This is a genomic window from Sorangium sp. So ce394, from assembly GCF_051474665.1.
GTDB lineage: Bacteria > Myxococcota_A > Polyangia > Polyangiales > Polyangiaceae > Sorangium > Sorangium cellulosum_D.
The window spans coordinates 3,052,282-3,066,145 of the sequence record NZ_CP150339.1 but is presented as its reverse complement, the minus strand read 5'-3'; the positions used below and the strand labels follow the sequence as shown (position 1 = coordinate 3,066,145).

Sequence of the window (13,864 nt, the reverse complement as noted above, 5' to 3'; positions counted from 1 at the left end):
GCTCCGCCGCCATGGCTGGCTCGAAGGTGACTGGTGTTGGGGCAGCGAAGGCTGCGGTCGGTCTTGCGGTGTTCGCATCCACCAGTTGTGCGCAGATCCTCGGCGTGGATTGGGGCACGTACGAGCCGGCAGCAGGGACGGGAGGCTCGGACCCCAGTGGCGTGACCGGTGGTAGTTCCGGCGCCGGACGGGAGGGCGGCGGCGGGACCGGAGGTGGCGCGGGCGCTACCGGAAGCGGGGGCGGCGAGGAGTGTGCGCCTGGCGGAACGGAGTGCGTCGGGCAGACCTGCGTGGAGGGGAAGTGTAGCGGGGAGTGCGGCCCCGACGATGTGCGTTGCTCGGACAAGCGTCCTCAGCGATGCGACGAGCGCGGAAAGTGGCAGGACGAAGAGCCGTGTCCTGCGGCGGCGCCCGTGTGCGACGCAGGAAAGTGCGTGCCGCCGAGCTGTGTAGGACTGGCCGAGACGTGCGGGCCGGGTGGCGATGAGAGCTGCTGCGCGCGCGGGCAGGTGGTACCTGGGGGTACATTTAACCGGAATAACGATCCAGCGTATCCAGCTACGGTTAGCGACCTATCGCTGGACCGATTCGAGGTCACGGTGGGGAGGTTCCGGAGGTTCGTCGAGGTGTACCCCGGGAGCAAGCCAGTGGCGGGAGCGGGGATGCATCCGAGCATCGCGAGCAGCGGGTGGGATGCTGGCTGGGACGACAACCTGCCTTTGGATGCAGCGGCGCTGAAGGAGTGGGCCAAGTGTTACGCGGAGCGCCAGCCATGGACGGATGAGGCCGGCAACAACGAACGCTTGCCGATGAATTGCCTAACCTGGTACGTGGCGTTCGCGTTCTGCGCGTGGGACGGAGGCCGGCTGCCGACGGAGGCGGAGTGGAACTACGCAGCAGCAGCGGGAGACGAGCAACGAGCGCATCCATGGTCGGCCTCGGCGGACTCGACCACACTTGATAACAGTTATGCGGTATACGCATGTACTGGAGACGGGTCAGCGGCCGGAGAATGCAACTTTGGCGACATATTGCCGGTCGGATCGAGGTCACCAAAGGGCGATGGCAAGTGGGGGCAGGCGGATTTGGCCGGAAGCATGTTCGAGTGGATCCTTGACTGGTACGCAGAGCTTCGCACCGAATGCGACAATTGTGCTAATTTGACGCTCGCCTCGGAGCGGGTGGTCCGTGGTGGTAGCTTTGGCAGCGATCCGGTATACCTACTCTCGTCCATTCGCTACAGCCAAAATCCGACGGAGCGCAGCGCCAACGTCGGAATCCGGTGCGCGAGGACGCCGTGAGCATGAGCCGGCTGTAATCGCGCACGCGGGCTAGGACATCGCATGTCCTAGCCGCTCATCACGCGCAGAGCGCTCGACTCTTCAGGTGCTACCTTAAAGCCCTGAACGAAAGCGCCCCGCCTCGGCTGGTACCCGAGACGGGGCTGCGGAACGCCGAGCGGTAGGCCCGCCCTGCGCACGACGCACGTGCAGCATGGGCCACCGTCCGGGGAGAGGCAAGGGGCCCGTGGCGAACGTGCTTCCGATGGAGACCCGCGTGCGCATCGCCGCCGCGCTGGTCGAGGGGACGAGCGTGCGCGCCGTCGAGCGCATGACCGGCGTGGCGAAGAGCACGATCCTCCGCTTCGCCGTCGAGCTTGGCGAGGGCTGCGCGCGCGTCCACAACCGGCTCGTCGAGGGCCTGTGCGAGCCCGACATCGAGCTGGACGAGCAGTGGTCGTTCATCGCGAAGAAGGACAAGCGCGTGACGGAAGAGGACCCGGCGGAGTACGGCGACGTCTTCACCTACACCGCGTTCGCGAAGCGCTCCAAGCTGGTGATCTCCTACGCCGTGGGGAAGCGCGACCAGGCGACGACCGACGCCTTCCTGGCCGACCTGCGCGCCCGCGTGCTCGTCGTCCCGCAGATCACGAGCGACGGGCTCACGCTGTACGTGCCGGCCGTCGAAGCGTCGTTCCGCGGCTGCGCGGACTACGGCCAGGTCATCAAGCAGTACGGGTACGCGAAGTCCCCGGACCACAAGTACGAGCCCGCGCGGGACGCGAACTTCATCCGGAAGACGGCCGTCTTCGGCGCGCCCGACCCAAAGCGGATGAGCACCTCGGGCGTCGAGCGCTACCACCTCACGGCGCGGCACATCAACGGGCGCAAGCGCAGGCTCGCGCTGTCGTTCAGCAAGAGCATGCGCAGCCATCGCGCCGCCGTCGCGCTCTCGGTCGCGACGTACAACTTGACGCGGGTCCACGCCTCGCTGCGCGTGTCGCCCGCGATGGCCGCGGGGCTCGTCGCCGAGCTCTGGTCGGTCGAGGATCTCGTCCGGGCCGCGCTCGCGGAGCCCGCTGCCGCGCCGCCCGTTCCGCAGGCGCTCACCCTGCCGGCGCAGACGGGTCCGGTCCGGCAGCTGCCCGGGGGCAAGGGGTGGCTCCGGCTCGTCTCGCGCGGGTCCGCGCCGTCCGCACCCGTCGCGCCGCAGCCGCCGCCTACCGCGCCCGCGGCGGCCACGCCGGAGCCAGAGCCCCCGCCGTCAGAGCCGCCGCCTGCGCCGGGGCCGCGCAGGATGGTGCAACTCAGCCTCTTCGAGGGCGCGTGGTGACCGACGCCATAGATAGCGCAGCGTGCAAGTCGACGTTCACTTGGGTTTCGACTTCGCCAATCGCTTGGCGACCTCTTCGAGCTGCTTCATCGCGCTAGCCTCGGCCTCCGTCTCGATGTCTCTACGCCGGCGGGCAGCGTAAAGCTCGTACTCGCGCTCCGCATGGTTATCGGCGTCTTGTCGCTTTCGTTTGCCAGCGCCTGAGAGAACGCGACGTTCGTTGAACGACAGGAAGGCATCGAGCTTCTCCTGCCATTCCCGGATAAAAACCTGTTTGCGCCGCTTCGCCTGATCCTCGGCGTAATCCAGAAACATCACAACGATGCGGTTGAGCTCATCAATTTCATGCTCCCGCAAGTAGTTCTTCGCGACCGTCACGTCACCCTTGCGCACGACAGAGCCTTTCCAGGTACTGAGACCCATGTTCGGCTTTCTGTGGTCCGCCCTCTCCTGGATCAGCTCTGGCGCAGTTTTTCCAGTGGCAGCAAAATGCAGCTTGTTCTGGATAACCTGGAAGAACATCACCGTGTCTGCATCAGTTGGGTTGTAGTCTGCTGCCAGCGCGAATATTTCCTTGACCCGCAGGTACATTCGGCGCTCGCTGGCTCGAATGTCCCTGATGCGCTCAAGTAGTTCGTCGAAGTAGTCAGGCACGCCTGGGCCGGGCGGGTTTTTCAGCCGCTCGTCATCCATGGCGAAGCCCTTCACCAGGTACTCGCTTAGGCGAGCGGTCGCCCACTGACGGAACTGGGTGCCGCGCGGTGAGCGTACGCGGTACCCGACCGCCAACACCGCATCGAGGTTGTAGTGTCGTACCTGGTAGTTCTTCCCGTCCGAGGCAGTTGTTAGGTAAAACTTAACAACTGCCTTCTCGTCGAGCTCCCCCTCCTCGAAGATGTTCTTCAGGTGTAGGGAGATGTTGACCTTGGACGTCTGATACAGTTCCACCATTGCGGACTGGGAGAGCCACAGGGTGTCATGCTCGAAGCGACACTCCACACGGCTCCGTCCATCCTCGGTCGGGTACAGAATGATCTCGCCCCTGGCGGAGACGATGTCGTCGTTGGGCTCATCACTCATTGCTACCGTCACTCCCTGGATCGATGCGCTCATCGGCTAGCAAACCGCTCTGTACCATGAACGCGGGGCCGGACGAGAGCACCATGAGCCCCATCGGTCCACCTCTCACGCAGCCACCACCTACACCGGCAACACCAGACTGCCCCACGCTCACCTCTCCGTCAGGTCTCACCAACAAACTGCAACCATAACGCGCGCTTAAGCCAATTCCGGTGGCGCCCACGGCCACATGGTTGAGTCATCGTTAGATAAACGCACACCCGGCTCCCCACGGCGAAGCCGGGTGTGCGGGCCGCGCGTCGGTGTTACCGGCGCGGCGTCTTGCTGGTTCTCCGTCTCGGGACAGGCGCGGCGGTCGCGGCGCTGGGAACGTTTGGCTTCCGGTCAGGCGGCTGGCGGCGAGGACCATCGATCCTCACCTCCAGACGGATGGCCTGGTAGCCAAACTCTGAAGCGTACACCCGACGCTTCAGCCCATGGTGCCAATAGCTCGACACGTACACGAACCTGTACCCCGGACGGGGCTCGTCTGCGGCCATATGGCCTCCCTGTGAGAACGTGAAGCACGGTACGCCAAGGCGAGACCAGCTCGCCAAGACGCAATGTGGGGGCTTGCCGGTGCGCGTGGCCGTACCCACGGCCGGCGCCTATTCACGCTCTAGAGACGCGATCGTTTGATCGCATGGCACACCTATCCCCGCTGCGACACGAAGGTCGCGGAAAGGGGCTTGCGCAGCACCCTTCAAGCGGGTAAGGTGGCGGTTGTGAGGTGCCGCTGACCTTCCCCTCAGGGGGCCGGTTGTGCTGCGCAAGCCGGTTGCTGAAACCGGCCCGGGCCGTTGGGGGCGGTGGCACGCCCTTACCGGCCCGAAGTTTTTTCGGGGGCTACTCGTCCGCTAAGGCCTCCGTCGCGTGGAACTCGCCGTTCATGCCCTCGCGCGGAACTCCTCCAAGGAGTTTCCCGAACTCGTCCTCGTCATCATCAGCGTAGTCGGCTGCGTCCGCAAGTCGCAGAGGCGCCGCCGAGCGATAGCGGCCACGGGTGGCCGACCTCGAGATCCTGGCTTCGCGAGCAAGCCGCCCGAGCGCCGATCTCAGAGACTGCACGTTGTCGAGTTGCAGCAGCTTGGAGATCTCCAAGACGCCGAAGTCCCTGTCTGGGAACTCGTCCAGCAGACCGACAATTCGCTGGGCCGCGCTGGCTTCCGCCTCGTGCGCTGCGACCACGGCGGGATCATGGACCTGTCGAGGCGACACAGGGCCGTCGTCCGCCTCCAGCAGGAGATCGAGTTCGTACTCCAGTCTGGCCAGTTCGCTTCGCAGCGCCTGAATCTTGGCCCCGACCTGGATTATCTGCTCGCGCCTGCCCATGCCCGACCTCAGCGGTACGAGGAGGTGTACGGGAACGTCCGAGGCGCGGCAATGACAAAACGGTTCGAAACAGCATTTCCGGAACGAAACGCCCGTGGCTGGAGTTACGCACAGGGAACGAACATGTTTTGAACAAGTTTTCCACAGGATGGCCGAACGCGGTGCCTGCAAGTCCGCGGTCGGCGCGGGTCCTGTGGGCGCCGCCCGCTCTAGGTCGGCCAGGTCTTGCGCGACCGGACCCAGCGCTCGAAGCCCTTGCCGTCGGCGATGTCGGCGAGGACGGCGCCGGGGGAGCGGCCCTCGTGCGCGGCGATCATGGTGACGATGCGGGTGAGGGAGACGTCGCCGTTCTCGGGCGACGGGAGCGGGCCGTTGGGGTCCTTCACCCACTTCATGTCGTCGAGGTAGCTGTGGACCTGCGCGGCCGTGATGGTGCGCGTGACGTACGTGGCCGGCAGCGTCAGGCGGACGCGCTGGTTGGGGTGTCGGTGGCTCATCGGCGCCACCTCCTCAGCTTGAGGGCCAGCGCCTCGCGGGCGATCCTGAGCCTGGACGCCGCCGTGCCCGGCTTCATGCCGCGCCGCCGGGCGTACGCGACGAGGCTCTCGGGGTCGTCCACGGAGAGCAGCGCCTCGCGTTGCCAGTCCGGAAGGTCTGCCAGCGCCTCCAGCACCTCGCGCGCCTCGATCTGGGCGTGGAGGTCGATGCCCGCGAGCTCGCGGAGCCTGCCGAGAGGCTGCGCATGAAGCACTGCCCGCCGCACCCACGCGCTGTGGAGGTAGTGGCCGGTCTTGCGCCAGCTGATGCCGAACAGCCACGCGCGCAACGCCTTGCGGGCGTCCTGTGTGGGGTCGGGCCGGTACATGCCGCGCTTCACGGATCGCCACGCGCCGAGCAGGATGTCCTGCGCGACGTCGTCGCGGTCGCGCTGCGGCACGCCGCTGGAGATGAGCACGGCGACGATGACGCCGCGCTCTGCGAGGAGCGCCTGCATCGTCGGCTTCTTCCTGGGGTGTCGTGCGGCAGGCGGGCGTCGAGCCCCCTTCCGCCTGGGCTTCACCCGCTCCTCCCGCATGTCGGGCAGCGGTCAGCCGCGACGAGCCCGCCGAGCAGCTGCTCGACGGAGACACCGGCCGCCTTGGCGGCGCGTTGCGCGGTCGCGGGGGAGCCGTTGTCGCGCCCGCGGGCGATGCAGCGGAGGCTGTCGCGCGAGACGCCCATGACGGCAGAGAGGCAGCCCCACGTGCCGTACGCGGTACGGAGGTTGCGCAGCGCCGCCCGGAGGCGCTTGCGCTGCGTGGGGGTCAAGGAGAGACAAGGTGCGGCACGGCGGCGGCGCGCGGGCGCACCTCCGCCTTGCTCGCCCGAAGGCGAACGGACTACGGTCAGCATGTCGGACTCCGGGGATTCGGGGTTCGGCCACGCTGCCCGGTGCGCGCCAACGCACGCGGGCAGCACTACTTCCGCCGGAGCCTACGGCCCGGGATCCAACTGCGACCACCTCAATCACGCAGAGGGGTCAAACGCGACCACCACCTCTGCATTGCGGTCCGGAGGGGTCCGGCCCCCCCTCTTGGCACAAAAAAACGCGTTCTCAGGGGGCAAATGGCACAAAAATGGGAGCTGCACAGCGATTTTTGGCACAAAACCGCCTTCTCTGACGCTCCGCAGAGCGTTCTCGAGGGGTCCGGACCCCGGTGTGTCGCAATGCATTGCGGTTGTGCCGGTCCCGGACCCCCCTCCCCTGGCACAGCGAAACGCCGAAACGGCACAGATCGCCGTCTCCGTCCCCTCGTTTGGCACAAAGACAGAGGCCGAGGCGACCCAGGTTGCGGCCGCTGGTCACGCCGGGACAGAAACGACGGTCCGAGCGTGGGCGTCGCCTTTCACCCCAAGCTCACGATGCTGAAAAGCCTCGAGGGACCGGAGCTCTCGTTCAACTTCGGTATCGGCGTCAACGATGGAGCGCTGCCGAGCTACGACGACCTCCGAGCGCCGATGTGACGCGCCCGCCGGACAAGGCACTTGAACTTCAACACGCGCGCTTCGCTCGATCGCCTCGCGCAGCGCCCCTCCGGCTAGCGCGTCCGCTTCAGCGCCGCCTTGAGCACGTGCTCCGCGATCAGATACCCGAACCCCTCCCCGTCGATCCGCCGGAGCAGCTGGTCGCGCGCGATCCGGAGCGCCGCCGCGGTGGCGTCCAGGTTCCACCCGTGCGCGGCGAGCTGCTCCAGGAGCCGCGCGCGCCGCACCTGCCCGGCCGAGAGCCGGTAGGTCTTCGCGTACTCCAGCGAGCCGTCGTCGCGCACGATCGCCTCGCCGATGTGGTTGTCGAGCGCCGGATCGAGCTCGGTCATGAACCGCTGCAGCGAGAACGGCCCCGCCCGGTACACGCGCTGCGCCGCGCTCGGCCGGCCGAGCAGGCCCGCGGCCGTGTCCACGTGCAGCGCGCCGGCCTCGGCCCGCGCCCGGCCGAGCGCGGCCCGCAGGTCGTCGAGCGAGCCGATCTGCGCCTCGTCGATCGGATGCACGAGCGCCTGGCTGTCGCCGTTGTGGCGGGCCGCGTAGAGCAGCGTCTGCTCGAAGAAGTCCTCGATCAGCGTGCGGTGCAGCGCGCAGTAGTCGTCGGGGTGCGACACCACGAACACCGACGCGAGCAGCTCGCCGACGAAGAGCAGCAGGCCGCTCTGGCCCTCGTGGATCTCGAAGACGCGCAGCGCGTCCTCGAGGCTCGGGATCGCCCGGCCGGAGAGCGACACCTCGGTGCGCGGATCGAGGCCGCGGGAGATCGCCCGCCGCGAGTACTCGGACCAGGCGATCTCGGGGGCGTTGAAGTGCAAGGCGAGGAAGCCCTCCATCGCGAGGTGCTGCGGCAGGAGGCGCAGGCGGTTCCGCTCCGCCGGGTCCTCGCCGCGCGCCTCGCGCCGCACCATGCGGTGGAGCACGTTGACGCCGCGGCAGATCTTGGCGAGCGGGTTGCGGTCGGCCGGCCCCGCGAGCGCCGCGCCGTAGGACGCGACCGGCGAGCCGTCCTCGGTCCACCCGACCACGAGCGCGTGCGGCACGTAGCTCGAGCAGTAGTACGAGCCGTCGCCCACATCGACGAGCGCCATGGGGTCGTCGTACCGGCGGCGGGCGATGCGCAGGTCGTCGCGCGGCGCGGACCGGAGGAGCGGGACCAGGCGCACGCCCGCGAAGACCTGGGCGTGCGTGGCCGTGAGGCCCCGGAGCGAGAGCGACTGGAGCAGGGCCGGCCCCTTCGCCATCAGGGCGCCTCGGGCGCCGCCGCGGGCGCCTCCGCCGGTCCATCAGTGGGCCGCGCGGGCCGCGCGTGCCGCGCGAGCAGGGCGTCCGCGCGCCGCGCGAGGTAACGCTCGAGCTCCGCGAGCGGCGCCGTCCCCTCGGCGAACCGCGCGAAGCCGAGGACCGTCGGCAGATCCTCGGCGTCGCGCAGGCCGACCGTCGGGATCGACGGGCCGAGCGCGCGCGGCGCGTAGCGCTCGCTGTCGAACACCGGGTTGATGTGGACGATCGACGTGCGCTGCCCCGGATCGAGCCGCGCCCGGAAGCACCGCGCGACCTCGGCGGCGGCGCCGGCCGGGTCGTTCTCGAAGCCGTCCGAGACCACGATCACGACGTCCGGCCGCCACGCGAGCGCGTCGAGCAGCGGCGTCGCGAGATCGGTCTGGCCGCGCGCGCCGACGAGGATCTCGTCCGGCGTGGGCGCGGTCCAGAACGCGCGGTACTCGCTCGCGGCGGCGCGGAGCAGGTAGCTCACGCCGAGCGCGACGGCGAGCGGGCGGCGGCGCTTCTCGCTCGATCCGGACGCCGAGTAGCTCCGGTCGAGCACGGCGGCGACGCGCCCGAGCGCGGCGGGGCTCCGGCGGAGCGCGCGGGCAGCGGCGCGCTCGAGCGCGGCGTGGAGCTCGTCGCGGCGGTCGCGCCGCGCCGCCTCGGGCAGGGAGAGCGCGTAGAGGGCGACGCGCGTGAGCGGGGCGCGGCCGAGGTCGACGGCGAGGTCGACGTCCTCGCGCCCGGCGGCGCGCTGCAGCCGCAGGCGCTCGCCCTCGGTCATGCGCGGGGCGGCGCGGCGCAGGAGCTCGTCGCGCGAGACGCCGCGGGCGGCGGCGAGGCCCTCGGCGACGGTCAGCGGCAGGTCGAAGATCGCCTCCTTCGCGTAGCGGGCCTGCCGCGCGCGCTCGAGGAGCGGCGCCTCGAACGGCGCGCGCCGCCCGGGCTCGAACAGGAACGGCCCGATCTCGCCCGGGAGCCGGAGGTGGGCGTGCACGGCGAGCGCGCGGACGTGGGCGCGGTACTTCACGGCGTCGAAGGCCGGGTCGGGCCGGCCGGCGAGGTAGTCGCGGATGACGGCGCGCGCGCGGCGGTTGTTCACGCGCCGCTCCCGGAGCTCGCGGAGCGCCCGGAGCGCGCGCTGCGGCGGGAGCTCGCGGAGCGCGGCCGCGATGAGCAGCCCCTCCTCGCGCCGATCGGCGGGGGGCGTCTCGGCGCCGGTCGCGAGGAGGTTCACGGCGATGCGCGCCTGGTTGAAGTGGTTGATGCCGGCCGCGAGCGTGCGCGCGTAGAGGCGGCGGTAGTTGCCGAGAATGTACTCGTGGAGGAAGTCGACGGAGACGACCTGGCCGCCGGAGGAGCCGTAGAACTCGGCCTGCCCGGTGCACGCGAAGCAGGCGTTGATGAACATGACGAGGTCCTCGCGCTCGACGCGCTCGGTATGGAAGCGTGCGGGGGGCGCGGGCGGCATACGAAAGCCGCCCGGGGAATGGTGGGGCGATCTACCTACGACAGTAACCAGACTGGGCTCGGAAATCGCCCCGGAGTCCCACGGGCGGCAACCGGCAGGATACACCGGGAGGGCGCACCGCAGAACCGGCCGAGCAGGTTTGCTTCACCGGCGCTGCGCCGCGCAGGCGCAGCGCAGGCACCGCGCGTGCTCGGGGTCGCGGACGGGGTCCGCGCCGGTCTACTCCGGCCAGACCTCGATCCAGACGAACAGCACCTGTCCGGCGGCCTGATTGCCGACGGGCACCGGATACACCGTGCGCGCCCGGAGCGCCTCGATGAGGTGATCGCGGTGGATGGCGAACCTCCCGATGAAGTCGTCGTTGACGAGGTCGCGGTCGATGAGCTCACCGCTCACGTGAACGTCCGGCGCGAGCGGCACGCGGCGCCAGGTCGGCGGGCCTTTCCACCCGGGCGTGCAGGTGTCGCGCTGCCCCGAGCGATCGAGCGTGAGCCGGCCGAGCGACCGGCCGCCCGCGAACAGCTCCGCCGAGCCGAACGGCTCCGGCGGCTCGGTGCCCGCCCCCGCCGCCTCCGCGGCGTACCCCGCCGCGCTGGCGGCCGCCGCGGCGGGGTGCGCCGTGCGGAGCAGGTCGCCGATGGCGGTCAGCGCCCCCGCCGGGACCGTGCCCATGCCGTCCCACTGGCGCCCATCCGCCTTGGCCGGGCTGATGACCGCGCCATCGATGGAGACGCGCACATGGGCCGGCAGCGGCTCCGCCGCCGGCTTGCACGCCGCGCAGCCGAGGGCGAGCCCGCACACCGAGGCCGCTTCGAGGAGAAGACGTGATGCCATGCCTCGGGAGCGTACCCCGGCGGGCGCGGGGCACCAACGCGCAAGGCCCCGTCCGGCCGGTGACCGGTGGAAGGGGCGTGACGCGGGAAACACCTGCTTCCGCCACCTCAAGCGGGCATGACGATCCGCCCTCGACCTCCTCGAATCGTTTTACTTTTCCTCCGCCCTCGGTAGGCTCTGAATCTGGCGTCCCTCGGCAGCCGCAGGGCTCGCACGAAGCGCTCGTCCTCATGGCAGGTGCGCATGCCTCGCCCGCGTCCTCGACGGCGGTCAGCTCGAATCGGTCGCGCCAGAGAAGAGAGGGTGAGGAGCGCGCGCTCGGAGACCCTCAGGCGATCACAGGAGAGAAGAACCAGATCATGTCGCACAAAGAGACCGTGTCCATCATCGGCTTGGGTCAAATGGGCGCCGCGCTGGCGCGCGCCTACATCAACGCCGGTCATCGGGTGACCGTATGGAACCGGACCCACAGCAAGGCAGCGCCGTTTCAGGGCCAGGCGAAGGTGGCGGCGACGCCCGAACAGGCATGCAGCGAGAGCGACCTGACGATCATCTCGCTGTCCAACTACGAAGCGAGCGACCAGGTCCTCCGCGCGCCCGTCGTGGCCGAGGCCGCGAAGGGTCGGACGCTGGTACAGCTGACCAGCGGCACGCCCAGCGACGCCCGCAGCGGGGCGGCATGGACGTCGGAGCTCGGGATCGGCTACCTGGACGGGTGCATCATGGCTTACCCCAGCTACATCGGGGGTGAACAGACGCCGGTGTTCTACTCGGGTCCCAAGGGGCTCTACGACCGCCACGAGCCGACGCTGCGCGTCATCGGCGGGGCAACCTCCCACGTCGGCGAGCCGATCGGGGCCGCGGCAGCGCTCGACTGCGCTCTCCTGGAGAGCTTTTACGGCGCCACGCTGTCGTTCCTGCACGGGGCGGCGATCTGCGCGTCGGAGAAGTTCCCCCTCGACGCCTACTTCGCCAAGTACCAGGCGATCATGCCGCTCATCTCGATCACCGCCGACATGTGCAACAAGATGCTGTCGACCGGCGATTTCAAGGGGACCGACTGCACGCTGGACATCCACACCGGCGCCCTCGAGCACATCGCGCGTCTCAGCCGGGAGAACAACGTCGACCGGCGCATCCCGGAGCTCATCCTGTCGTATTTCAAGCGGGCATTGCAGCTCGGCCACGGCGCCGATGAGATGGCCGCCGTGTTCAACGCCATTCAGGATCAGGCCGGCGCCGACCAGCGCTGAGGGGTCCGCGCAGGCCGCGCGTCGGGCGGGGAGCGGCGCAGCCGGCGCGGCGCGCTCGCTCCCGCGCGACCGCGCGGCGCCGGTCAGCTCGCAGCCTTGTCGGGCGCGATCAGGGTGACCGTCAGCCGGAACGTCGGCGCCCCGAGCACGAGCCCCAGGAACGTCACCTCCTGCCGGTACAGGGCGATCTCGCGGCTCGCGAGGAGCTCGGGCTTCCACTTGGCGACCAGATCGCGCAGCGCCGCGCCGTACGCCTCGTCGTAATCGAGCTTCGTCGACGAGCCGACGCCCATGAGCGGCGCGGGCAGCCCGGTGTTCGTGGGCGTGGGCGCCGCCGCCGACGCCGACGCCTTCGGCAGCTTGACGGGCACCCGGATCGTCTCGCTGGCCGACGCGATGACGATTTCCTCGGGCGGCATCGCGCCGAGATCGAAGCCCTGCTCGTGATGGAAGGGCGAATCCCCCTTCCCCAGCGGGCCCGTCCAGCCCATGAGATTGTACCTCAGGCCGCCGACGAACTTCTCGTCCCGCACCAGCACGAACCCGGACGTGAAGTTCTGCGCCTCGCCGCTCACCTTGATGCCAAGCACGCCCACGACCCCGCCAAACCCGGTGGCGCGAAACTCGGCCGTCGCCTCGAGACCATGCGTCGTGACCGGTCCATAAAAGCCCATGATGTACCTCCTCCAAGGGGTTGTTGTTGTCGGAAGCGCGCTTGGCGCTGTCCGTCCCCTTCTGCCCCGCTCATTTCAATGATCGTGCCGCGCGCCCGGCGAGGAGGACGGGACCTGGGCGAGCGCGCTCGATCCGCGCGTAAACGTGGCGAGGACTGGCTATCGACATCAGGCCTCCGGACGTGCGCGAAGGTCAAGGCGACGACGATCGGCGAAGGAGACTGGCAAGATCTTGCCGGGGCTTGCCGGAATTGCCGGCAAGATCTTGCCGCAGGTGGAGACCCATGGCCTCCGGCCGTCGACTCAGAAGCGCTCGCGGACGAATGCTTCGCTCTTCGCCCAGAGCGCCGCTGCTCGCTCGGGATCGAGCGCATACGGACGGACCCCTTCGCTGATGGGATCGATCGGGTCGAGGGTCACCCTCGCGGTGACGTGGCAGTTCTCGCAGTAGCGGCCTCCGACCTCGTCCGCCTCGGCCACGACGCCAGCCCAGACCGAGGTCGCCGCGCCTTGGGGGATCGTCTTCGGCGCGAACGGCGGTTTGCCTTGAGCAGCGAGGTCCGCGTTGATTCGCTCGACCAGGGTCGAGAGGGAGTCGCCGGGGAGGTGACGCCCGAGCTCGGTCGCGATGACGCCCGGATGCACGGCGGTGGCGCGCGTCCCGCGCTCGCGGAGGCGTCGATCGAGCTCCACCGCGAACAGGATGTTCGCGGTCTTGGAGCGCCCGTAGGCGACGAACGGCTCGTAACGCGTGCGCTCGAAATGAGGATCGTCGAGGTCGACGTCCGCGTAGCGATGCCCCGCGGACGAGAGGGACACCACCCTCGAGCCCGCCCGCAGCAAGGACGCGATCCGGTTGACGAGCACGAAATGGCCGAGGTGGTTCGTGCCGAATTGCAGCTCGAACCCATCCTCGGTCAGGCCGAACGGGCACGCCATCACGCCGGCGTTGGCGATGACGAGGTCGAACGGCTCCCCCTGCCTCAGCAGATCGTCGGCGCAGCGGCGCACGCTGGCCAGCGAGGCGAGGTCCAGCTCCACGAGCTCGAGCCGTCCGGAGCCGGCGTTCGCCGCTCGCACGCCGCGGGTCGCCGCTTCCGCTTTCTCGAGGTTGCGCGCTGCGCCCACGACGTGGGCCCCGTGGGCGACCAGCGCGCGCGCCGTCTCGACGCCGAGGCCGGCGGACACGCCGGTGACCAAGACGCGTTTGCCACTGAGATCGCGGCCCTCGAGCACCTCGTCCGTGGTCGACGTCGATCCAAACGACGGGGTCATCG

Annotated in this window: 12 protein-coding genes; 3 read left to right on the top strand and 9 right to left on the bottom strand. The window is 69.4% G+C overall.

The genetic code is table 11. The features are described 5' to 3' along the window. Positions 1-509 precede the first annotated feature (509 nt). Both WMF33_RS11480 and WMF33_RS11475 read left to right on the top strand, forming a co-directional pair. Positions 510-1,301, top strand: coding sequence for a formylglycine-generating enzyme family protein (locus WMF33_RS11480; RefSeq protein WP_437339468.1), 792 nt, complete (start codon positions 510-512; stop codon positions 1,299-1,301). Positions 1,302-1,545: 244 nt separating this feature from the next. Further along, a complete protein-coding gene (locus tag WMF33_RS11475; RefSeq protein ID WP_437339467.1) occupies positions 1,546-2,613 on the top strand; it encodes an IS1 family transposase in 1,068 nt (355 codons plus the stop codon). A gap of 36 nt (positions 2,614-2,649) precedes the next feature. On the opposite strand, the gene WMF33_RS11470 is transcribed toward WMF33_RS11475, so the two are convergent. From WMF33_RS11470 to WMF33_RS11440, 7 genes are all read right to left on the bottom strand, one after another. After that, a complete protein-coding gene (locus tag WMF33_RS11470) occupies positions 2,650-3,693 on the bottom strand; it encodes a virulence RhuM family protein (RefSeq protein ID WP_437339466.1) in 1,044 nt (347 codons plus the stop codon). A gap of 885 nt (positions 3,694-4,578) precedes the next feature. Continuing rightward, a complete protein-coding gene (locus WMF33_RS11465; protein WP_437337167.1) occupies positions 4,579-5,064 on the bottom strand; it encodes a hypothetical protein in 486 nt (161 codons plus the stop codon). A 209-nt stretch (positions 5,065-5,273) separates the two neighbouring features. Then, a complete protein-coding gene (locus tag WMF33_RS11460; protein WP_437337166.1) occupies positions 5,274-5,561 on the bottom strand; it encodes a hypothetical protein in 288 nt (95 codons plus the stop codon). Continuing rightward, complete coding sequence (locus WMF33_RS11455; protein ID WP_437337165.1) at positions 5,558-6,058, bottom strand: RNA polymerase sigma factor; 501 nt, start codon at positions 6,056-6,058, stop codon at positions 5,558-5,560. Before WMF33_RS11455 ends, WMF33_RS11460 begins: the two co-directional genes overlap by 4 nt. Positions 6,059-7,142: 1,084 nt before the next feature. Further along, entirely contained in the window at positions 7,143-8,330 is a 1,188-nt protein-coding gene (locus tag WMF33_RS11450) for an ARPP-2 domain-containing protein (protein WP_437337164.1), read from the bottom strand. Further along, a complete protein-coding gene (locus WMF33_RS11445; protein ID WP_437337163.1) occupies positions 8,330-9,826 on the bottom strand; it encodes a hypothetical protein in 1,497 nt (498 codons plus the stop codon). Before WMF33_RS11445 ends, WMF33_RS11450 begins: the two co-directional genes overlap by 1 nt. Positions 9,827-10,045: 219 nt before the next feature. Continuing rightward, positions 10,046-10,660 (bottom strand): hypothetical protein, encoded by a 615-nt coding sequence (locus WMF33_RS11440; RefSeq protein WP_061625345.1) that lies wholly within the window; start codon positions 10,658-10,660, stop codon positions 10,046-10,048. A gap of 359 nt (positions 10,661-11,019) precedes the next feature. Between WMF33_RS11440 and WMF33_RS11435 the strand changes: the two genes are divergently transcribed. After that, positions 11,020-11,913, top strand: coding sequence for an NAD(P)-dependent oxidoreductase (locus tag WMF33_RS11435; protein WP_437337162.1), 894 nt, complete (start codon positions 11,020-11,022; stop codon positions 11,911-11,913). An 83-nt stretch (positions 11,914-11,996) separates the two neighbouring features. On the opposite strand, the gene WMF33_RS11430 is transcribed toward WMF33_RS11435, so the two are convergent. Both WMF33_RS11430 and WMF33_RS11425 read right to left on the bottom strand, forming a co-directional pair. Continuing rightward, entirely contained in the window at positions 11,997-12,587 is a 591-nt protein-coding gene (locus WMF33_RS11430; protein WP_437337161.1) for a hypothetical protein, read from the bottom strand. Between the two features lie 303 nt (positions 12,588-12,890). Further along, on the bottom strand, positions 12,891-13,862 hold the full coding sequence (locus WMF33_RS11425; RefSeq protein ID WP_437337160.1) for an SDR family NAD(P)-dependent oxidoreductase: 972 nt from the start codon (positions 13,860-13,862) through the stop codon (positions 12,891-12,893). Positions 13,863-13,864 lie beyond the last annotated feature (2 nt).

Coding starts and splice junctions, on each gene's coding strand:
- WMF33_RS11475 (WP_437339467.1), top strand. CDS start 1,546: ATGGAGACCCGCGTGCGCATCGCCGCCGCGCTGGTCGAGGGGACGAGC.
- WMF33_RS11470 (WP_437339466.1), bottom strand. CDS start 3,693: ATGAGTGATGAGCCCAACGACGACATCGTCTCCGCCAGGGGCGAGATC.
- WMF33_RS11465 (WP_437337167.1), bottom strand. CDS start 5,064: ATGGGCAGGCGCGAGCAGATAATCCAGGTCGGGGCCAAGATTCAGGCG.
- WMF33_RS11460 (WP_437337166.1), bottom strand. CDS start 5,561: ATGAGCCACCGACACCCCAACCAGCGCGTCCGCCTGACGCTGCCGGCC.
- WMF33_RS11455 (WP_437337165.1), bottom strand. CDS start 6,058: ATGCAGGCGCTCCTCGCAGAGCGCGGCGTCATCGTCGCCGTGCTCATC.
- WMF33_RS11450 (WP_437337164.1), bottom strand. CDS start 8,330: ATGGCGAAGGGGCCGGCCCTGCTCCAGTCGCTCTCGCTCCGGGGCCTC.
- WMF33_RS11445 (WP_437337163.1), bottom strand. CDS start 9,826: ATGCCGCCCGCGCCCCCCGCACGCTTCCATACCGAGCGCGTCGAGCGC.
- WMF33_RS11440 (WP_061625345.1), bottom strand. CDS start 10,660: ATGGCATCACGTCTTCTCCTCGAAGCGGCCTCGGTGTGCGGGCTCGCC.
- WMF33_RS11435 (WP_437337162.1), top strand. CDS start 11,020: ATGTCGCACAAAGAGACCGTGTCCATCATCGGCTTGGGTCAAATGGGC.
- WMF33_RS11430 (WP_437337161.1), bottom strand. CDS start 12,587: ATGGGCTTTTATGGACCGGTCACGACGCATGGTCTCGAGGCGACGGCC.
- WMF33_RS11425 (WP_437337160.1), bottom strand. CDS start 13,862: ATGACCCCGTCGTTTGGATCGACGTCGACCACGGACGAGGTGCTCGAG.